This window comes from Comamonas sp. C24C (genome assembly GCF_053345995.1).
On sequence record NZ_JBKFBC010000010.1, the window covers coordinates 40,174 to 60,191 of the forward strand.

Sequence of the window (20,018 nt, forward strand, 5' to 3'; positions counted from 1 at the left end):
TTTTGGCGGGTTGCGAATGAGGAAAAAACGCGTGGCTATGTGAAGTGTGAGCACAAGAGAGGGCAGGTGCTCTACAACGACTATGGCTGGCGAATCGACACTTGCGGTGTCGCCCCACGATGAAACGGTTTATTTGGTCAGAATGAGCTTGCCCAGCTTGGTGGCCTGAAGGCGATAGGGCGTGCCGTTATGCAGGATGGTGACGGCCTTCTGGCCGTTGAGCAGCAGGGCGCTGTCCAGGCCCAGGCTGGAGCCGGCAGCGGCTGAGGGGTTTGCAGCAGCCATGGAGGAAGAGCTGCGGTTGTTGGGCTGTGAGGTCGCAACAAGCGGTGCAGACATGCCGTGATTCCTTAAGTTCAAAACTGGTGTAATGATAACAATTCTCAATTAAAGTGCAAGTGATACTTAGTCTCATTTGCGAAAAAACACTGTTTATTTTTCTGCTGGAATCCGTCCGTTCGTGCGCCAGCCCGGGATTTCTGCCTTGCGATGTTGTGCAGAGCTGGCCCGGCCGGTCAGGCAGGATGCGGATGCCACTGCTCGATGTCTTCGAGTCATAAAAAAACGGCCCTGGAGGGCCGTTTTTTTTGGATAAGCACGCGCTTATTGGGTAGGGTCGGTGACAAAGCCGATTTTCTTGACGCCGGCACGCTGAGCGGCGGCCATGGCCTGAGCCACGCGTTCGTAGCGCACTTCCTTGTCGCCGCGGATGTGCAGGTCGGGCTGAGGCTCCTTGACGGCTTCGGCCTGGAGATTGGTCTCCAGCTGTTCGTCGCTGATGTCCTGGCCGTTCCAGGAATACTTGCCGTCGGCCGTGATGCCCAGCTGCACGGTGGCAGGCTTGGTGTCCTCGGGCTGGTTGGTGGCGCGGGGCAGGTCCACGTTGACCGAGTGCTTCATCACGGGCACGGTGATGATGAAGATGATGAGCAGCACCAACATGACGTCCACCAGAGGGGTCATGTTGATTTCGTTCATCACATCATCGCTGTCCCCATCATCCATGGTTCCGAACGACATGGCTTAGGCGCCTTTCTTCAGGGGCAGCACATTGCCGGAAATCTGACCGTCCACGGAAACGCGGGCACCGGTCACGAAATAGGCGTGCACGTCGTGGGCAAAGCTGTTCAGTGCATTCAGAATGCCCTTGTTGCCGCGTACCAGAGCGTTGTAGCCCAGCACAGCGGGGATGGCGACGGCCAGACCCAGTGCGGTCATGATCAGCGCTTCGCCGATGGGGCCGGCCACCTTGTCGATGGAGGACTGACCCGACATGCCGATGGCCACCAGTGCGTGGTAGATGCCCCAGACGGTACCGAACAGGCCGATGAAGGGGGCGGTGGAGCCCACGGAAGCCAGAATTGCCAGGCCGGATTGCAGGCGGGCCGTGAATTCGTTGATGCCGTTGCGCAGGCAGCGGGTCACCCAGTCGCTGATGTCCAGTGTGTCATGCAGATGGACGCTGGTCTTGCGGTGGTGGGCCGAGGCTTCACGGCCTTCGAGCACCATGAAGCGGAAGGGGTTCTGCTTGTCGTCACCGAGCTTTTCCAGGCCGGTGGCCAGATCGGGGCTGTGCCAGAAGTCCTGCGCCTGGGTGGCGAACTTCTTGAATTTCACGATATCCAGGGCCTTGAGAACGATGACCAGCCAAGAGGCCACCGACATGACCAGCAAGATGATGGCCACGCCTTTGGTCACGAAGTCGCCCTGTGTCCAGACGTGGGCAATGCCGAATTGGGATTCCATGGGTACTCCTGAGAACTGCAGATTTATTTGAGAACAAAGTTGATGGGCACGATGTGCCACATGGGTTCGGCCACGCCATTGCGCTTGCCGGGGACAAACTTCCACTGGCGCACGGTGTTGACGGCCGCTTCATCCAGACGGTCAAAGCCGCTGGACTGCTTGATTTCGATTTTCTCGGGCTGGCCCTGCTCGTTGATATAGACGCGCAGCAGCACCTTGCCTTGTTCACCCATGCGCTTGCTGACCGAAGGATAAGCGGGAGCGGGGTTGTTCAGATAGGCCGCATTGCTCGATGGCTGCTCGAGCTTGGGCGGAGCCGGTGGTGCCGGAGGTGCGGGCGGGGCTGGAGGAGCCGGGGGCGCGGGTGGCGCTGGCGGCGTCTTGTCCGGTTTACTGTCGCTGTTCTCCAGGGCGCCCTGAGGCGCGGCCGGTGCCGGCGTTGGATCCTTGATGGCCTTGGGCAGCGGAGCCTTCTTGATCTCGGGCTTGGGCTGTGGCTTGGGCTCGGGTTTGGGCGCTGGCGCAGGGGGCTTGGGGGGCGGAGGCGGAGCCGGCGGAGTGGGTTCGGCGGCTGGCGGTGCCACAAACTGGGCAATCACGCTGGCGGGAATCACTACCTCTGGCGGCTTTTGCTGTGCCAGACCATGTTGCATGGCCCACAGGGCAGCAGCATGCGCAACAACCACAGCACCAGCAACTGCCATATTGCGGCTTGGGCCGCTGGCAGGTGCAAATCGATCAGACTGGGACATAAGAGCGAGAAGAGCAACCAGCGCAGGCTGGAATCAGAAAGGAAAAGCGCTGGTCAACCGGCAATAGCAGGCACAGAAAACAGGGCACGCAGACAGGAACGCATCATTCACGCAGGATCCACCAGGTGCATACCATCACGAGAATCAGACTGCCGAAGACGGCTGAGAGGACGGAGAGGTGGGCCATGCTTTGCTTTCCAGGATATTGGTGGCAAGCTGAACCGTCTGCATCGACGCGCGGGATTGCGCTTCGTTGTGGATGGCCGCGATCGGATGACTGGCACTGCACTGGGCGACGACATCGCGTGCGCAGCCTTCGCAGCGCCCGCATTGTGTGGCAACGCCCAATTCAAACTGGATTTCGTCAAAGCTCATCCCCGCATGCGCGTGGCGTGCTATTTCTCGGTCAGAAACCCGGCGGCATACACAGACGATCATGGCTACAGGCAGTTGTTGCTGGCTATTGATGCAATAGGCGGAGTATAAATGAGAATCCATCGCATTTGCAATGCATGCCGCCAAATTACGCACATTCAGTAAGTGGTTAAGAGCCCGGGCCCGATCTGATCGAGGCTGGCGCAGCCGGTCTGCGCCATGGCCAGTTCCAGCTCGGCGCGCAGCAAATACAGCATATGGGCCACGCCCAGCATGCCGGCCACTGCCAGGGCATGCATCTGGGGCCGTCCCAGCAGTACGGCGCTGGCGCCCAGGGCGATGGCCTTGAGCACATCGGTTCCCTGGCGTACGCCGCCATCCATCAGCAGCGGGATATGGGCAGGCGTGGCCGCGCGTATGGCAGGCAGCACTTCCAGGGCGGAGACGGCGCCGTCCAGCACGCGCCCGCCATGGTTGGAGACCACGATGGCATCGGCCCCCAGTTCCACGGCTTTCGCGGCGGCGCGGGCCGAGAGCAGGCCCTTGACGATCAGCGGCAGGCGGGTTTGCTGGCGCAGCCAGACTAGGTCGTCCCAGGTGGGCGCGCCTCGGGCCAACTCGGAGCCGAACAGAATATGCTCGCTCATCAGATCGCCGCTCTGGCTCTGCCTGGGCATGCCGTGCAGATTGACGGCCTCTACGCCTGGCGGCAGCGGGTAGCTGGAGCGTTTGATATGGGCGTCCACCGTCCAGACCAGGGCCTGATAACCGGCGTCTTCGGCACGCCGGATCAGCTGCAGCGTGTGCTCGCGTGCCGCTTGCTGGTAGAGCTGAAACCAGAGCGGGCCGCTGCGTCCCAGCTCCTGGGCTGCGGCTTGTGCGGCCTGGGCAATGGCCTCCAGAGGGTAGCTGGACAGGGTGCTGACCACCATGCCGGTGCGCATGGCCATGGCCGCGCGTGCCGTGGCGAGTTCGCCTTCGGGGTGCGCCAGCTGTTGGTAGGCAACAGGTGCCAGCAGCAAGGGCCAGTCCAGACTCAGGCCCAGCAGGCTTTGCCGCGTATGAGCGTCTGACAGATCGGCCAGCGGTTCCGGGCAGAGGCGAAAGCGGTCAAACGCCTGCCGGTTATGCGCCAGCGTCAGCCCCTGATCGGCGCCGCTTTCGATATGCGCGCAGGCGTGGGCTTCCATATGCTCGCGCGCCAGTCGGGCGTAGTCCGCCAGGGAGCCCATCTGCGCGGAAATCTGCGTCAGTGGCGGTTTGACAGGCTGGCCTGCGGCATTCAAACGTTCAACAGTCATAAATCAAGCCGGTTGGATGGGGATGGGGCGGTAGAGCAGGCACGGTGCAGGGGGAGACTGCCGGCAAGGGCTGCCCAGCAGCGCAGTGCCGTCTCTCCAGGGGGGCTAGCTTTCAGACCACATGCGCAAGAGATTGTGATAAGTGCCCGAGAGCGCGGCGACGCGCGGGTGTTCGGGCTGCTCCTGGGTGAGTTGCTGAATGCTCTGGTCCAGATCGAACAGCAGACGGCGCTGCTCCGCCGACTTGACCAGGCTGTGCGTCCAGAAGAACGATGCATAGCGCGTGCCGCGCGTGACGGGGTTGACGCGGTGCAGGCTGGTGCCAGGGTAGACGATGGCGTCGCCGGCCGCCAGTTTCACGCTTTGCTGGCCGAAGGTGTCTTCCACCATCAGCTCGCCGCCTTCGTATTCGTCGGGATCGCTGAAGAAGACCGTGGTGGAGACATCGGTTCTGACCTTGATGGCGGTACCCGGAATGGTGAAGAACGCATTGTCGATATGGTTGCCATAAGTGCCTCCGCCCTCATAGCGATTGAAGCGCGGCGGCAAGACCTTGAGCGGCAGGGCTGCCGACATGAACAACGGGTTGCGGCCCAGCCGGTCCAGGATCAGGTCGCCGATCTGCTGGCCGGTCTTGCTGTCCAGCGGCAGCTGCAGATTGCTCTTGACCTGAGCCGCCACATGACCGGCCGTGGTCTTGCCGTCCTGCCAGCTGGCGGCTTCCAGCGCCTGGCGGCAGTGGCGTACTTCATCGGGAGTGAGCAGGCTGGGGATGCGTAGCAGCATGGGTCGGTATCTGGCGGTTGTTGATCCTGGTCTCTTAACTAACCATAGCTAGTTGCGCTTGCTGCATATTGTTTTCAATATCTTTTCATATTGAAATCATTGCAGGACAAGCGTAAGAAGCTATGGTTTTAAGAGCCGGAATCCGGCATTCTGAAGGAGTATTTGGGCCGTGTGCACGTAAAAAGCCCCGCTGGCATCTGGTGCCTGCGGGGCTTGGGGTGATGGTTTGCAGCAAGCCTGCGCCAGATCAAGCGCAGGCAGGGCATTCATTAGTACGTGAACTTGAGCGAAGCCACGGCAGAGCGACCGGCGGCCATGGTGGCGTAGTGGGGCGAACGCACGCCGCTGTAGTAGACCTTGTCGCCCAGGTTGAAGACATTCAGCTGGAAGGCCAGATTCTTGTCGATCTGGTAGGCCATCATCGCGTCAAAGCGGGTGTAGCCGCCGACGCCCTTGGTCACGATGCCGCCATCCACGGTGGACACTGCGTAAGCTGCATTGACGCTGCTTTGGGCATAGACGCCCAGGCCCAGCGTCAGCTTGGGCATGGGCTTGTAGCTGGTCCACAGGCTGAAGCTGTGCTTGGGCGTGTTGATGAAGGCCTGACCGTTGGCGGCGGAACTCACGCACTTGAGAGGCGTGCCGGTGCAGGTCTGTCCAGCGTTCTTCTGCTCGCTATCCATATAGGTATAGCCGCCGAACACGCTCAGATTGGACAGGATCTGGCCGGTGAAGCCCAGCTCCAGACCATTGACCACCTTGTCGCCACCCATGAAGACGGCGCCAGTGCCATCGGTGATACGGACATTGGTGACGTTGTTGCGGAAGATGGCAGCAGACAGATTCAGCTTCTTGTCCAGCAGATCCCACTTGGTGCCCAGCTCCATGGAGCGGGTCTTCTCGGGCTTCAGATTGGCCAGCGCATCGGAGGTGATGGCCAGATCTTCGCTGCCGTTGCCCAGGGTCGAGCCGCCGGGACGCGAGGAGGTGCCGATATTGGCGTAGATGCTGCCATTGGTGGCTGGCTTGTAGACCAGACCCAGCTGGTAGTTGAACAGTGTGTCGCTGCGAGAGTAGTCGAAGGCGACAGACTTGGCGTTGGTGATGGGGTTGGTGTAGTCAGGAGCCGCAGTCGATGTCTTGTAGTGGTCGACGCGCAGGCCCGCATTCAGCAGCCATTGCTCATTGAACTTCAAGGTGTCGAAGCCATAGATAGCAACGGTGTCGATCTTGTTGCGGGTGGTGCGACCCTTGTCCCAGGCGTAGTTCCAGGGCGTGGAGGCATCGGGATTGTTCAGCGAGGTGCACCACATATTGAGTGATGTGCAGGTGCTGGTGCTGTTGTCCTGAATCGCGCCGGACTGGGCATCGGACTTTTCCTTGGACAGCTCCAGGCCGAAGGCATAGCTGTGGCCGATGGAGCCGGTCTGCTCCTTGCCGGTGAACTCGGTCACGTTCTGCAGGGTTTCCACATCGGAGAAGCGGAAGTTGCCGCGACGCCAGACATAGCCGTTGAGAACGTTGCCCTTGGAGTCATCGGGCTGGGTCCAGACATAGTCCTGCTTGCTCTTGCTGTAGCGCAGGCTGTTGCGGATCTTGTTGGTGTCGGTGAACTTGTGTTCCACCGAGGCCGTGAACAGATCGCTCTTTTCCTTCTGGTAGTCACGGTTGTTCATGCCGTACCAGTTGGCGCTGTTGCTGCCATAGCTGGGGCGAACCGTGGAGCCGCCGGCCAGCTTGGCCATGGCGGCATTGCTGTACAGATAAGGCACGCCGCCATCGGGCATGCTGTCGGTCTGCAGATGCTGCCAGGACAGGGTCACTTCGGTGGGCGTGCCCATGCCGAAGGTCACGGTGGGGGCAATGCCCCAGCGCTTGTTGTCGGGGCCGTTGCGGCCGGGAATGTCGGCGCTGTGACCCATGGCGTTCAGGCGAATGCCGGTGGTCTCGTTGATCTTGCGGTTGATGTCCAGGGTGCCGCGCAGGTATTTGTCGGTGCCCAGCCCCACATCGCCGGAGATGAAATTCTCGTTCTTGGCCTTCTTGGTGGTGATGTTGATGGAGCCGCCGGCGCCGCCGCGACCTGCGTAGGCCGAGTCCGCGCCCTTGATGACTTCCACGGATTCCACGTTGAACAACTCGCGCGTGCCGGAAGCGATGTCACGCATGCCGTCCACAAAGGTGCTGGACTGGGCGTCCATGCCGCGGATGAAGGGCTGGTCGCCGGTGGGGTTGCCGCCTTCGCCGTTGCCGAAGGTGATGCCGGGGGTGGAGCGCAAGGCATCCTGCAGGCTGGTGGCACCGGTCTGCTTGATGATCTCTTCATTGATGACCTGAACGGTCTTGGGCGTGTCCAGCAGGGGAGCGGTGAACTTGCTCTGGGAGCTGGCTTCGGTCTTGAAGCTGGCGTCGGCAGCGGCTTCCACATTCACGGTGGACAAGGTGGTTTCCTGCTGAGCCATCGCGCTGGCGCCAATCAGGCACAGGCCTGCGGCAATCACGATTTGCTTGAGCTCGCAGCGCAAGCCGTTGGAGTCGGTCGGGGTCAGATAGTGGTTGGACATGCTTTTGATGAAGAGTCGATTTTTGAAAAAGCGTGCGGATTCTAGGTGATATTGATAATAATTCTCGATACCATTCAATAATGGCTGCGGATACCCTACGTTTTGTTGCAGTAGGGCAACAGAATGGGCGCTCGCCATGAGCTCTCGGGACGGCGCAATGACGCTGGTCATGACTGGGAGCTTTGTTTACGCCAAGTAAAGTAAATAGAAGTGATATGCATTTAGAATTTTGCGCAACTAGAATGCCGCCTTGCCGTGTACCCAAGGCCGGGCCTTGTGGCGCGATGTCGCGCAGGCCGGTTCGGCCCGGCGGCGATGCAATCCCAGAAAGTTCTGAATGACCGCGGCTTCCTCCAACGCTCCGCAGCGGGCGTATTGGCTCAAAAAATTACATGAGTGGCACTGGATCAGCTCCGCCATCTGTCTGATCGGCATGCTGCTGTTTGCCGTGACGGGGTTCACCCTGAATCACGCCGGGCAGATCGAGTCCAAGCCCAAGGTCGAATCGCGTGATGCGCAACTTCCCCCGAATCTGCTTGAAAAACTGCAGCAAGCCCAGAAGCAGGGCGTGGAAGCGGCGGACAAGAGTGCGGTGGGCTTGCCTGCCGAGGTGGATGGCTGGCTGGTTCAGCAGATCAAGGTCAGTGCCAAGGGCTTTGCCGTGGAGTGGAGCGAGGACGAGGCCTATGTGCCCATGCCGCGCCCGGGCGGCGATGCCTGGCTGCGCGTGGACCTGAAGGAGGGCTCGGTCGAGTACGAGAAGACCGACCGGGGCTGGATCTCCTACCTCAACGACTTGCACAAGGGGCGCAATACCGGCGGTGCCTGGAGCTTGTTCATCGACATCTTTGCGATCGGTTGCCTGGTGTTCTGCATCACGGGTCTGCTGATTCTGAAGATGCATGCACAGCGCCGGCCCATGACCTGGCCCATGGTGGGGCTAGGGCTGGTGTTGCCGGCCCTGCTGGTTCTGCTGCTCGTGCACTGAGCCCAAGAATTTTGTGAAGGAAGAGAAAATGGCTAAGCGGATTTTCAAAACCTCGGTGGCATTGAGCGCCGTGGTGGGCCTGCCGGCACTCGCGGGCGGCATGAATGTGGCGGTGACCGTGCCCCAGTTGCAGGTGGCCGAATACCACAAGCCCTATGTTGCTGTGTGGCTGGAAAAGGCCGATGGCGGCGTGGCCGCCAATCTGTCCGTCTGGTACGACACAAAGATGAAGAATGCCGAGGGCACCAAGTGGCTCAAGGACATGCGCCAGTGGTGGCGCCGTACGGGCCGTGAGCTGAGCTTCCCCATCGACGGCGTGACCCAGCCGACCAAGCCCGTGGGCAGCCATGCGCTGTCCTTTGCCGAAGGCAAGAATCCGCTGCCCCAGCTGGCTCCCGGTCAGTACAAGCTGATGGTGGAAGCCGCCCGTGAAGTCGGCGGCCGTGAGCTGGTCTCCATTCCCTTCGAGTGGCCCGTCAAGCAGGCCACCAGCCTGAGCGCCAATGGCAGCACCGAGCTGGGCGCGATCAAGCTGGAATTGAAGCCTTGATCGCCTCCTGAGGCGCTTGGCCTGGGCGGCCTCGCGCCTTCCCCCTCTCTGCTTCGCGGAGGGGGACTGCACCTTCGCTGCGAGGCGGCTCTTGCTCGGTGTTCCTGGCCTGGGCATCGCCTCATTTTCGGATTTGTCACCCTTTCTGTTTTCAAGGACCTGATATGAAGTTCCAAACTCGTGCCATCGTCGCTGCAACTCTGGCTCTGGCTGCCCTGGGCGCCCAGGCGCATGATCTGTGGTTCAAGCCTTCCAGTACCGTGCTGTCCAAGTCTGACTGGGTCACGGTGGATGCCGCCGTGTCCAACGATGTGTTCTTCTTCAACCATCGTCCGCTGGGTCTGGATGCCGTCAAGGTGACCGCGCCCGATGGTGCGGCGGTGGAAATGAAGAATGTGGCCAAAGGCGAGCTGCGCAGCATGTTCGACTTCAAGCCCGAGAAGACAGGTACCTACCGCGTCACCATGCTGATGACCGGCGTGATGGGCGGCTACAAGGATGCCAACGGCCAGCCCAAGCGCCTGCGTGGCTCGGTGGAAGAAGTGCTCAAGCAGATCCCTGCCGATGCCAAGGAAGTGCGCGTGACCGAGAATCTGCGCCGCATGGAAACCTTTGTGTCCCTGGGCAAGCCCTCGACACTGGCGCTGACCGGCAAGGGCCTGGAGCTCAAGCCCGTGACTCACCCCAATGATCTGGTGGCCAGCGAAGAGGCGACTTTCGAATTCCAGATCGACGGCAAGCCTGCTGCGGATCTGGAGCTGGAGCTGGTGGCCGACGGCATTCGCTACCGCGACGGTGTGGATGCCATGAAGCTCAAGACCGATGCCAAGGGCCAGGTCAAGATCAAGTTCCCCCGCGCAGGCCTGTTCTGGCTGAACGCCGATGCCACGGACAAGAAGACCAGCATCGCCAAGGCCACGGAGCGCCGCCTGGGCTATATCGCGACCCTGGAAGTTCTGCCTTAAGCGCTGTCGCTTGATGGACTGAACACGCGCCCGATCCGGGCGCGTCGTCGTTTTCACTGCTGTTGTGCCCTTGTCCGGATGCCCATGACCACTTCTGTCCGCGTACGCTTCGATGCCAGCCTCTGGCAACTGCCCTCATCTGAAGGGCAGAGCCAGGCCTATGAGCGGACGCCGGCGCCGGACTTCGGCGTGCAACGCTGGAGACCTGCAAGCCTGCAGCACCAGCAGGATGGGCGCATTCACCGCCTGTCCGGCCAGACCATGGGCACGCACTGGTCGCTGCGTCTGGTCAACCCGGATTACCTGCCCACGGAGCCGGTGCTGTCGCTGCTGGAGCAGGTGTTTGAGGATGTGATCGCCCAGATGAGCAACTGGGAGAGCGATTCGCTGATCACCCGGTTCAATCGTTCAGAGCCCGGTGAAACACATGTGATGCCGACAGAGTTTGCGCATGTTCTGGAAGCGGCCTTGCATTGGGCCCGATGGTCTGGCGCAGCCATGGATCCTTGCATGGGAGCGCTGGTCTCGCTATGGGGGTTCGGCCCACGTCAGAACCCCTTGCAGCCGCATCACGGGCAAACCCCGCCTGGTGATGAGATCCAGCGCCTGTTGCAGAGCAGCGGCTGTCGCCATCTGTGCTGGAATGCGCAGACCCGGCAATTGCAGCAGAGCGGTGGCCTGGAGCTGGATTTTTGCGGCATTGCCAAGGGCTTTGCCGTGGACTGGGCGGTGCAGAAGCTGCAGGCAGCGGGCTGGGCCGCGGGCCTGTTCGAAATCGGCGGCGAGCTGCGCAGCTGGGGGCAAAGGCCCGATGGCCGGCCCTGGCAGGTGCAGCTGGGCATGGGCGGCGCTACCGAGGCGGAATCCCTGATCGTGGCCTGCCGCGAGGGCGCTTTTGCCACATCGGGCGACTTCTGGCACCAGTTCACGCACGCCGGCAAGCGCTATTCGCACACGCTGGATCCGCGCACCGGCTGGCCGGTGGCGCATGATCTGGCCAGCGTCACGGTGTTTCATGAGGAGTGCATGCATGCCGATGCCCTGGCCACCGTGCTCACGGTGCTGGGGCCGCAGCAAGGCATGGACTTTGCCCTTCAGCACGGGATTGCAGCCGTGCTGACATCGCATCTTGCATCCGATGGCAATGGGACCCGCAGGCAGGTGATCAAGACACCCGCCTGGATCAACCAATTTGAGGCATGACAGTGGAATGGATTTTGACGCCCGAGCGCATCTATGGCGCCATGGGCCTGGTTGCAGCGTACGCCGGCATGTGCTGGGGTATCGGCTCCAGGGTACGCAGGCAGCGCCTGGCCGACGAAGCCCAGAGCCAGATATCTCAGGGCGATGCCCAGGCGCCTGCCGTCCTGGTGGCCTATGCCAGCCAGACGGGGCAGGCCGAGGCTCTGGCCCGTGCCACGGCCAAGATGCTGGTTGATGGCGGGCTTCAGGTGCGCCTGCTGCCCGTGGAGAAACTGACGGCCGAGCTGCTGCAGGAATATGCGCATAGCCTGTGGATGCTGTCCACCACGGGTGAAGGCGATGCGCCCGACCATGCGCTGGGCTTTGTGCAGCAACTCATGGCCGCGCAGCCTGCGCTGACCCAGCACCAAAGCCTGGTACTGGCGCTGGGGGATCGCGAGTATCAGGAGTTCTGTGCTTTTGGTGTGCAGGTGCACGAATGGCTGCAGACCAGCGGCGCGCGCAGCGATCTCATCTGTGTCGACAATATGGATGGGCCGAGCTTGCAGAGCTGGCAGGCCCAGGTCGGGCAGATAAGGCAGAGCCTGCTGGGCGAGTCTGCTCCGGCTCAGGAGCTGGATGCGGACTGGTTGCAGGCACCGAAAAGCGTAGCTTTTGTGCTCAGCCGGCGGCGTTTGCTCAATCCCGGCAGCCAGGGCGGGGCGCTGTATCAGTTGGAATGGACACCGCAGTCTGGCGAGCTGCCGCAATGGGAATCGGGCGATCTGGTGTCCCTGTGCGTGCCCGCCGACCCGGAGCGCGCACGAGACTATTCGATCGCCTCGATCACGGCCGACGGCAGTCTGCAGTTGCTGGTGCGCGAGAGCACGCGTGCCGACGGATCGCCCGGGCAGGCCTCGAACTGGCTGTGCTGCGGCATGGCAGAGGGAGATGTACTGTCGCTGACGCTGCGCGAGCACCGTGGTTTCAGACTCGGTGACAACGCCGGGCGGCCGCTGATCCTGATTGGCAATGGTTCGGGCCTGGCAGGCCTGCTCAGCCACATCAAGGCGCGTGTGCAGCAAGACCGAAAAGATCAATGGTTGTTGTTCGGAGAGCGCAGCCCACAGCATGATGCCTTATGTGCCGAGCAGTTGGCGGCGTGGGTCGAGCAGGGGCGATTGGCGCGGCTGGATCAGGCCTGGTCGCGCAACGGCAAGGACTCGCGCTATGTGCAGGATTTGCTGCGCAGCCATGCCGAGGAGGTCCGGCAATGGGTGGAGCGTGGCGCGGCCATCTATGTCTGCGGCAGCCTCAATGGCATGGGGCAGGGCGTGCATCTGACGCTGCAGGCTATTCTGGGCGAGGCCAAGGTGGCCGAGTTGCTGGGCTCGGGTCGCTACCGGCGCGATGTGTATTGAACTCCTGAGATACACACTTTCATTGCCGTGCAGGCATAGGCATGTCGCACGATGGCTTTGCGGTCGGCCTGACGTTGGGCAGGGCCATCAGCCATCTTCAGAAACAAAAAAAGCTGGCTCAGGCCAGCTTTTTTGTGGTCAGCGCAAGCGCAGTGCTTACTTGACGTGCTTGCCGATCAGGCCGGCCATCTCGAACATCGAGACTTGGGGCTTGCCGAAGACTTCCTTGAGCTTGGCGTCGGCGTTGATCATGCGCTTGTTGGCTGCGTCTTGCAGGTTGTTGGCCTTGATGTAGACCCACAGCTTGCTGATGATTTCGGTACGGGGCAGGGGGTCCTTGCCAACCACGGCAGCCAGAGCAGCGCTGGGTGTCAGGGGTTTCATGAAGGCAGCGTTGGGAGTGCGCTTCTTAGCGGCGGGAGCTGCTGCCGGTGCTGCAGCGGGTGCCTTCTTTGCAGTTGCCATTTTGCTTATTCCTAATTGGGTAGTGGACTTATCACCAGCGAAATACAGCTGCAATCCACTGGCTGAGTCTGATGCTAATGGCAAAAAATCGCTCTTCCAAGCTCGTCAGCTGTTTTTTTGCCTCGATTTGTTGATCTCGGACCTTTTAGTGTCTGTTTTCATGGGTTTTTCCTCGAGAGTGTTGTGAAAAAGTTGCTCTCCGTGGGTGCTCGCTTGTGCTTGTGCTAGTGCCCGCGCTAGAGGCAAGATGGGCGAAACCTGACCCTGTGGAGATTTTCATGAGCGATTCCCCGGCTTCTCTGCCCTTCAGCACCTGCGATCTTTGCGATGCCCATATCAGCGACGACAGCAGCGATTTCCGCGTCCTGCCACCCGTGTTCCACAGCTATGGAGCGAATGTCGGCTTCATGGGCGAGGTCAGCACCGTGCAATGCCTTGACGACAACAGTCTGGTACGGGCGGCGCTGGCCGAGCCCGGTGATGGCCGCGTGCTGGTGGTCGATGGTGGTGGTTCGCTGCGTCGTGCCCTGGTGGGCGGCAATGTGGCGGCATCGGCGGCCCAGAACGGCTGGGCCGGGGTGCTGGTCTACGGTTGCGTGCGCGACCTGGCCGAGTTGAAGGCCGCCTCCGTGGGGCTTTATGCACTGGCGCTCAACCCCATGCCCACGGTCAAGCAGGGCCAGGGACTGCGCGATGTCTATGTTCAGATCGCGGGCCTGTGGATTCGTCCGGGCGACTGGCTATATGCCGATGCCGACGGCATTGTGCTCAGTCGTCGCAATCTGCTGGCCTGACCGCCGTTGAGAGTGCCTGGCTTTTGCGCTGTAACGAGCTGGGCCAGGTGGCAATCACCACGCTGGTCAAGGCGATACCGAAGGCCAACAGCTGTACGGTGCTGATGTGCTCCCCAAGGGCCAGCATGCCTACCAGCGCCGCGCTGACAGGAAGCAGCACGGTAAAAATGCCGGCCTGCGATGCGGGCACGGCGCGCAGTCCCGTCATCCACAACCACACCGTCCAGACGCAGGCGGCCAACGCGTAGAACAGCAGCAGGCCCCATGCAGGCGCAGAGACCTGGGAAAAATCAAACTGCCAGGCCAGATAGAGACCGGCAGGGGCGGAGAGCGCAAAGCCCCAGAGATTGATCAGAGCGGTAATGCGCTTGGGACTCACGCTGGCGGTGAGTTTTTTGCCGATCACGGCATATGCGGCTTCGCAGAGCACGGCGGCAATCAACAGCAACTGGCCCAGGCCTTGCTGAGTGGCGGGTGCAACGTTGCTGCCATCGGTTTTGCTCAGGGCGTTCAGTCCTATTCCGGCCACCGCGAAAACAATCGCTGTCCACGTACGTGCGCCCACGGCTTCGCGCAGAAAAAGCCAGCTCATGATGGCAACGGCGGCGGGAATCGCGGCCATGGTCACTCCGGCCGTGACGGCGCTGGTCATGGCCACGCCGCTGATCATGCAGAGCGTGAACAGGAAATTGCCGAAGAATGATTCAAAGAACAGCAGCCACTTGGTCTGCCGGGTCAGGGCCGCCTCATGTGTAGGGGCCTTGAGCCAGCCCAGCATGGCCACGGCGCCGATGCCAAAGCGCAGCCATGCCAGCAACATGACCGGAAAGATGGCTGCCAGAGGCTTGGAAAGGGCCACATAGCTGCCCACCAGAGACATGCTGAGCGCCAGGCAGAGATAGGCAAGTGGGCGGCTGGGCGTATGCATGAGGTGGCGGGATGAAGGTCAGAGGGAGAAGAAGGTGGCAAGGCAGTGTGGCAGGGCTGTTGCATGCTTTTGGCGCGGACGCAGGGAACTGTTGTTTTTTGGTTCTCGCGCGACTGGTGCCCTGTCTTTGCCGTGTCACCTGTTTTTGTTCAAGTGCGTTGAGGAGGGCAATGCGGCTGGCAAACAAGCGCTTCAGTGCATACGGCGAGGCTTGTTTCGTGCCGCACCGGAGAGATTCCGGTTCTGAAGGCCAGGAATGCGCCAATTTTTCATGAAGCAAGAATTCAATTTCGCATTATGGAAAAATGAAATGCTGCGCTGCCGCAAAATTTCTCGATATGAGAAATTGGTTTTCTTATTGTGAAAAATAAAAATAAGATGTTGATTTTATTGAAAATAAATTTCAGTCTTTTATAAGACATAAGACTCTGAGAAAAAGCGTTGCAGACATAAAGTAAATCCCAAGGACGAACACCAACCCATCTTGTTTAACCGCTAAGGAGTGCACCATGCCCCAATCCCTGACTCAGCAACTGAGCCGTGAACAGCAAATCGCAGCCCTCGAAAAAGACTGGGCACAGAACCCACGCTGGAAGAGCGTCAAGCGCGGTTACAGCGCCGCCGATGTGGTGCGTCTGCGCGGCAGCCTGCAGCCCGAGTACACCCTTGCCCAGCGTGGTGCCGACGTGCTGTGGGACAAGATCAACGGCGGCTCGAAGAAGGGCTATGTGAACGCATTCGGTGCCATCTCCGCCGGCCAGGCCATGCAGCAAGCCAAGGCCGGCCTGGAAGCCGTGTACCTGTCGGGCTGGCAAGTCGCTGCCGACGGCAACACGTCCGAAACCATGTACCCCGACCAGTCGCTGTACGCCTATGACTCGGTGCCCACCATGGTGCGCCGCATCAACAACACCTTCAAGCGCGCTGACGAAATTCAGTGGGGCAAGGGTGTGAATCCCGGCGACAAGGAGTTCATCGACTACTTCCTGCCCATCGTGGCCGATGCGGAAGCCGGTTTCGGCGGCGTGCTGAACGCTTTCGAGCTGATGAAGAACATGATCCAGGCTGGCGCTGCCGGCGTGCACTTTGAAGACCAGCTGGCTGCGGTCAAGAAGTGCGGCCACATGGGCGGCAAGGTGCTGGTTCCCACCCGTGAAGCAGTCGAGAAGTTGATCGCGGCTCGCTTTGCAGCCGACGTGATGGGCGTGCCCACCATCGTGCTGGCCCGTACCGATGCCGAAGCGGCCAATCTGATCACCAGCAATCACGACGAGAACGACATTCCGTTCCTGACTGGCGAGCGTACGCAAGAAGGCTTCTACCGCGTCAAGAACGGCCTGGAGCAATCCATCAGCCGTGGCGTGGCCTACGCTCCCTATGCGGATCTGGTGTGGTGCGAAACCGGCGTGCCAGATATCGGCTTTGCCCGCGAATTCGCCCAGGCCGTGCATGCCGCCTGCCCCGGCAAGCTGCTGAGCTACAACTGCTCGCCTTCGTTCAACTGGAAGAAGAACCTCAACGACAGCCAGATCGCCTCCTTCCAGGAAGACCTGTCCGCGCTGGGCTACAAGTTCCAGTTCATCACGCTGGCCGGCATCCACAGCAACTGGTACAACACCTTCAAGTTCGCTCACGAGTACGCTCGCGGCGAAGGCATGAAGCACTACGTGGAAATGATCCAGGAGCCCGAATTCGCGGCACGTGACAAGGGCTACACCTTTGTCTCGCACCAGCAGGAAGTGGGCGCAGGTTACTTCGACGACGTGACCACCGTGATCCAGGGCGGCTCTTCCAGCGTCAAGGCGCTGACCGGTTCCACCGAGGAAGAGCAGTTCCATTGAGTCGCGCTGAATCGTGATTCTGTCTAGGTAAAAAAGGGGTTATGCGTCCGGGGCGAAAGTCTCGGGCGCTTTTTTCATTTGGCCTGTTGCTAGGCTCAACCTTCGTAGACTCTTCGTGCCATGCGGCGATTCTGTCCTGTGTGACAAGGCAATAAGCAATCGCTGGACTGCTTAGAGCGGCTAACACCACCGATCCACGAAGCGTGCACAGATGATCGCAGCGGCCAGTTTCAGCAATGCGTCGTGGATATCTAGCCGCCTTCACAGCGGATGCGTAGCTTGCCAAAGCCTGCAAACCATGCGTGTGTGCGCTCTACCACCCAGCGATGCCAACCCATGCTTCAGTGGATGTGTGAGCTGGTTTTTCGGATGGTCTGGCCATTTATGCCTGCGATGAACATGCGAAAAGAGCGCACTGATTTCAAACCTCATAATCCCGAATAGACGCTGTAAAAGCTATAGAAAGTTCTCACCCTGCAATAGCAGCAAGAGACCAATATCCAGACTTCTAACTGCAATTATCTGGGATTACTGGATTTTTCTCAGTCCAGTGCTGATTGGAGTCTTCCACTTCGGCTCAATCGAAAATGAACGGGCTGTAGGGGGTCGCCTATAAAGCCAAGCCCTCGGTATGAGAGCTTGGCATATATCTGAAATCGGAAATAATCTCAGACTGAAGCGATTAACTAATAGTAATTGTGAAATCCACTACACATTGCAAAAATCATAACCCAGATTGTAATGATATCCGCTAGATATTACATTCATATATCCATCATCCCACGAGTAAGAGTCTCCGCCCCAACTTTCACCCTCAATCTTCAAAGTACCTCTTAAGCAGCCGACCATTAATGTATCAAGCATTCGTCTTAGCGCTGGATCTTCTAGCTGTGCTAGATAAATAGAATATACCTCATTGGAAGACATCTGGCGATTATCTCTGTAAGCGGGTTTATTAATTGGGTTCCAAATGAATGTTCCAGTTAATGGATGATATTGAGAAGTGACACACCATTTCCCATCACATATAGTAAGCTGATCCCCTGGCTTCCAGCTAAAGGATTTACCTGCTGCCGAAGCTTCTTGGTGCAGCTGTTGATTAACGGTACTTCTGATGAATGCCATTGTTAGACCGTCTGTCATGTCTGTAGCATTGCATCCATTATCGCATCTGAATGGTCCATAAACTGCAGCAAGAACTGCCATAGACACAAAAACCGATCCCAAGAGAAACTTTTTTCTGAAGATTTTCATACTCATTTGCAGCAAATGTTGAATATCTGATCGCCATTTTGAATGGCTTCATTAATCTGACTTCTTGTCATATCTTTTTCTAGAATTTTTAGCACCTCCTCTCTATTTTTCATCAAACCAGTTTTCATTGCCGCGTATTCATATGCATAACTTGCTACTGTATTTTTTTCTACAATTAAGCCTGTCTGATAGATACCCGCCACCAACACCATTGCATCAGCATTGCCGTTGTTTGCTTCATCTAAAACCATCGTATACGCTTGGTTAGCCTTGTTTTTTTGCTCTGCGGTTGCAGTATTTATATCGAAATCATAAAATGCCATGCTCAGATAATCTATCTTTGCTTCTGGAATTCCTGATTGGGCTGCCATGAATAAAAACTCATCACCATTATTTCCAACCTTTTGAATGTAATCCCTGCATTTTTTCGTTATATCAAAACTTCCATCGAGGGTGTAAGTATCTGGGGTCTTACTAAGAGTATTGCAACGCTCATATAAACTCCAGGCGCGGTAAGCATATATACCATCCTCCCTTGCTTTTCTTAGTATTTCAGCGGATTCCTGATCTGCTTCTTCAATAGGTAGGCTGCCGTATCTAACACCACTAAATCTCTTTGCTCCCTTTGTTGGCATACCCCAATTGAAATGACCTTCTTTTGGTATGATTATTGAAGAATGACTAGTAGTGGGCGATGAATCTTTTGATTCACCAATCTTAGGTTCGCTAGATGAGTCAATATCTTTATCAATTGCCTTATATCCGGCAATTAGAAATACGATCACGATAAATGAAAAAATCCACTTCCACATATATACTTTACGAATATTAATTAATGTTGCGCCAATGTCAAAATCTATTAATAGCTGAAATCATCTTTCAGCATAGATATGCATACAGATATCAAAATTCTTTTTTCTGGTCATCTAGTGATTGAAAGAGTATGGATTCACGAAACTAATTATATGCAAATGAGTCTCATTCGCAATAGATTTGGCCTAAGTGTAACATTCCTTCAATAGGTGACCTTTCGAAACTGCCTGGCTTCGCTGAATCCCGTTGTTTGATGCGGTAAGTTAGCGCGTGATTACCCTGTGCAATACCCTGAAGTTCGACTTCTTCGCTCAAGTTCCCCACAAGCTCAAGATCGACGAAGTTAGTGATCTATTGCAAGTCATCACGCCGGAAGTAAGTAGCGTGTGGCGATATAAGCCACTGCTCCAGGATGAGATAAGAGTGGCTAACATCACTTCGTCATAGCCCCTCGCAGAGCAGTTATGCTTGCGGCCCTCATGGCAAGACGACCCGTTAGCAAAGAACTGCGGCGACAGCTACAACCCCTGATCCCAGCCTTCGTGCCGTCTGCCAAAGGCGGTGCGCGCAAGCTCGCGGTCAGCGACGAAGCCGCCCTCAACGGCATCCTGTTCGTGTTGCAAACAGGTATTCCATGGGAGGACCTTCCCCAATCTCTTGGGTACGGCAGCGGCACGACTTGCTGGCGGCGCCTGCGAGACTGGAATGCCGCTGGTGTTTGGAAGCAGTTGCACCAAGCCATGCTGACGCGCTTGCGTGAACACGACCAGATCGATTGGAACCGGGCCAGCATTGATGGCTCCTCGGTACCAAGCCCCCGGGGGGGGCAGGAAACGGGCCCTAACCCCACGGACAGAGGCAAGCTCGGCCCCAAACGACACATCGTTGTAGATGCCAGAGGCATCCCGCTGGTGATCTTGGTCAGCGGCGCGAACCGGCACGACTCTAAGATGTTCGAGAGGTGCGTGGACGCGATTCCTGCGATTGCAGGCTTGTCGGGGCGTCCCCGTAAAAGACCAGCCAAGCTGCACGCCGACAAAGGCTACGACTTCAAGCGATGCCGAACCCACCTGAGGCAGCCGGGCATCATCGGCCGGATTGCCAGACGAGGCGTTGAGAGCAGCCAACGGCTGGGTAAGCACCGCTGGGTGGTGGAGAGGACGCACAGCTGGTTTGCAGGCTTTGGCAAGCTGCGAATCCGCTTTGAACGACGGCTGGATATTCACGAAGCGCTGTTGAAGTTGGCGGCAGCGGTCATCTGCGCACGCTTCGTGGATAGGTGGTGTTAGCCAG

Annotated in this window: 21 protein-coding genes and 1 pseudogene; 9 read left to right on the forward strand and 13 right to left on the reverse strand. The window is 58.6% G+C overall.

The window, feature by feature from the left end; translation table 11 throughout:
* Positions 1-129 precede the first annotated feature (129 nt).
* The 8 genes from hemP to ACLBXN_RS17840 all read right to left on the reverse strand — a co-directional run bounded on the left by hemP (position 130) and on the right by ACLBXN_RS17840 (position 7,524).
* Positions 130-339, reverse strand: coding sequence for a hemin uptake protein HemP (gene hemP / locus ACLBXN_RS17805; RefSeq protein ID WP_003053537.1), 210 nt, complete (start codon positions 337-339; stop codon positions 130-132).
* A gap of 264 nt (positions 340-603) precedes the next feature.
* Positions 604-1,020: an ExbD/TolR family protein gene (locus ACLBXN_RS17810; RefSeq protein WP_034365655.1), complete on the reverse strand. Its 417-nt coding sequence runs from the start codon at positions 1,018-1,020 to the stop codon at positions 604-606.
* A gap of 3 nt (positions 1,021-1,023) precedes the next feature.
* Positions 1,024-1,746, reverse strand: coding sequence for a MotA/TolQ/ExbB proton channel family protein (locus ACLBXN_RS17815; protein ID WP_003053540.1), 723 nt, complete (start codon positions 1,744-1,746; stop codon positions 1,024-1,026).
* Positions 1,747-1,769: 23 nt separating this feature from the next.
* Positions 1,770-2,498: an energy transducer TonB gene (locus ACLBXN_RS17820; RefSeq protein ID WP_447613010.1), complete on the reverse strand. Its 729-nt coding sequence runs from the start codon at positions 2,496-2,498 to the stop codon at positions 1,770-1,772.
* Between the two features lie 144 nt (positions 2,499-2,642).
* The gene (locus ACLBXN_RS17825; protein WP_029158775.1) at positions 2,643-2,936 is read right to left on the reverse strand and encodes a (2Fe-2S)-binding protein; all 294 of its coding nucleotides are present in this window, start codon (positions 2,934-2,936) and stop codon (positions 2,643-2,645) included.
* Positions 2,937-3,031: 95 nt separating this feature from the next.
* The gene (locus ACLBXN_RS17830; protein WP_447613131.1) at positions 3,032-4,159 is read right to left on the reverse strand and encodes an alpha-hydroxy acid oxidase; all 1,128 of its coding nucleotides are present in this window, start codon (positions 4,157-4,159) and stop codon (positions 3,032-3,034) included.
* Positions 4,160-4,279: 120 nt separating this feature from the next.
* On the reverse strand, positions 4,280-4,960 hold the full coding sequence (locus ACLBXN_RS17835; protein ID WP_447613011.1) for a Fe2+-dependent dioxygenase: 681 nt from the start codon (positions 4,958-4,960) through the stop codon (positions 4,280-4,282).
* Between the two features lie 269 nt (positions 4,961-5,229).
* Complete coding sequence (locus ACLBXN_RS17840; protein ID WP_447613012.1) at positions 5,230-7,524, reverse strand: TonB-dependent receptor; 2,295 nt, start codon at positions 7,522-7,524, stop codon at positions 5,230-5,232.
* A 337-nt stretch (positions 7,525-7,861) separates the two neighbouring features.
* Here ACLBXN_RS17840 and ACLBXN_RS17845 point away from each other — a divergent pair, with 337 nt between their 5' ends.
* The 5 genes from ACLBXN_RS17845 to ACLBXN_RS17865 all read left to right on the forward strand — a co-directional run bounded on the left by ACLBXN_RS17845 (position 7,862) and on the right by ACLBXN_RS17865 (position 12,630).
* Positions 7,862-8,512 (forward strand): PepSY-associated TM helix domain-containing protein, encoded by a 651-nt coding sequence (locus ACLBXN_RS17845; protein ID WP_447613013.1) that lies wholly within the window; start codon positions 7,862-7,864, stop codon positions 8,510-8,512.
* Positions 8,513-8,540: 28 nt separating this feature from the next.
* Entirely contained in the window at positions 8,541-9,062 is a 522-nt protein-coding gene (locus ACLBXN_RS17850) for a DUF2271 domain-containing protein (RefSeq protein WP_043004071.1), read from the forward strand.
* 164 nt (positions 9,063-9,226) lie between these two features.
* A complete protein-coding gene (locus ACLBXN_RS17855; RefSeq protein WP_211458778.1) occupies positions 9,227-10,027 on the forward strand; it encodes a DUF4198 domain-containing protein in 801 nt (266 codons plus the stop codon).
* An 84-nt stretch (positions 10,028-10,111) separates the two neighbouring features.
* Positions 10,112-11,230 (forward strand): FAD:protein FMN transferase, encoded by a 1,119-nt coding sequence (locus ACLBXN_RS17860; RefSeq protein ID WP_447613014.1) that lies wholly within the window; start codon positions 10,112-10,114, stop codon positions 11,228-11,230.
* A complete protein-coding gene (locus ACLBXN_RS17865) occupies positions 11,227-12,630 on the forward strand; it encodes a sulfite reductase subunit alpha (RefSeq protein ID WP_447613015.1) in 1,404 nt (467 codons plus the stop codon). The genes ACLBXN_RS17860 and ACLBXN_RS17865 overlap by 4 nt, the downstream gene beginning before the upstream one ends.
* Positions 12,631-12,786: 156 nt before the next feature.
* On the opposite strand, the gene ACLBXN_RS17870 is transcribed toward ACLBXN_RS17865, so the two are convergent.
* On the reverse strand, positions 12,787-13,095 hold the full coding sequence (locus ACLBXN_RS17870; protein ID WP_003053560.1) for an SWIB/MDM2 domain-containing protein: 309 nt from the start codon (positions 13,093-13,095) through the stop codon (positions 12,787-12,789).
* Here ACLBXN_RS17870 and ACLBXN_RS17875 point away from each other — a divergent pair.
* Positions 13,013-13,282 (forward strand): hypothetical protein, encoded by a 270-nt coding sequence (locus ACLBXN_RS17875; protein WP_447613135.1) that lies wholly within the window; start codon positions 13,013-13,015, stop codon positions 13,280-13,282. The genes ACLBXN_RS17870 and ACLBXN_RS17875 overlap by 83 nt on opposite strands.
* Before the next feature lie 91 nt (positions 13,283-13,373).
* Complete coding sequence (gene rraA / locus ACLBXN_RS17880; protein ID WP_003053562.1) at positions 13,374-13,889, forward strand: ribonuclease E activity regulator RraA; 516 nt, start codon at positions 13,374-13,376, stop codon at positions 13,887-13,889.
* Here rraA and ACLBXN_RS17885 read toward each other — a convergent pair.
* Positions 13,864-14,817 carry a DMT family transporter gene (locus tag ACLBXN_RS17885; protein ID WP_447613016.1) on the reverse strand — a complete coding sequence of 318 codons (954 nt, stop codon included), beginning with the start codon at positions 14,815-14,817 and terminating at the stop codon, positions 13,864-13,866. The genes rraA and ACLBXN_RS17885 overlap by 26 nt on opposite strands.
* Before the next feature lie 509 nt (positions 14,818-15,326).
* Here ACLBXN_RS17885 and aceA point away from each other — a divergent pair.
* The gene (gene aceA, locus ACLBXN_RS17890) at positions 15,327-16,658 is read left to right on the forward strand and encodes an isocitrate lyase (protein ID WP_447613017.1); all 1,332 of its coding nucleotides are present in this window, start codon (positions 15,327-15,329) and stop codon (positions 16,656-16,658) included.
* A gap of 180 nt (positions 16,659-16,838) precedes the next feature.
* On the opposite strand, the pseudogene ACLBXN_RS17895 reads toward aceA, so the two are convergent.
* The 3 genes and pseudogenes from ACLBXN_RS17895 to ACLBXN_RS17905 form a co-directional block, all read right to left on the reverse strand.
* A pseudogene (locus ACLBXN_RS17895) lies at positions 16,839-16,996 on the reverse strand (IS5/IS1182 family transposase); the annotation flags it as partial.
* 370 nt (positions 16,997-17,366) lie between these two features.
* Positions 17,367-17,918: a hypothetical protein gene (locus tag ACLBXN_RS17900; RefSeq protein WP_447613018.1), complete on the reverse strand. Its 552-nt coding sequence runs from the start codon at positions 17,916-17,918 to the stop codon at positions 17,367-17,369.
* A complete protein-coding gene (locus ACLBXN_RS17905) occupies positions 17,915-18,724 on the reverse strand; it encodes a hypothetical protein (protein ID WP_447613019.1) in 810 nt (269 codons plus the stop codon). Before ACLBXN_RS17905 ends, ACLBXN_RS17900 begins: the two co-directional genes overlap by 4 nt.
* A 480-nt stretch (positions 18,725-19,204) precedes the next feature.
* Between ACLBXN_RS17905 and ACLBXN_RS17910 the strand changes: the two genes are divergently transcribed.
* Positions 19,205-20,014 carry an IS5 family transposase gene (locus ACLBXN_RS17910; protein ID WP_447613020.1) on the forward strand — a complete coding sequence of 270 codons (810 nt, stop codon included), beginning with the start codon at positions 19,205-19,207 and terminating at the stop codon, positions 20,012-20,014.
* Positions 20,015-20,018 lie beyond the last annotated feature (4 nt).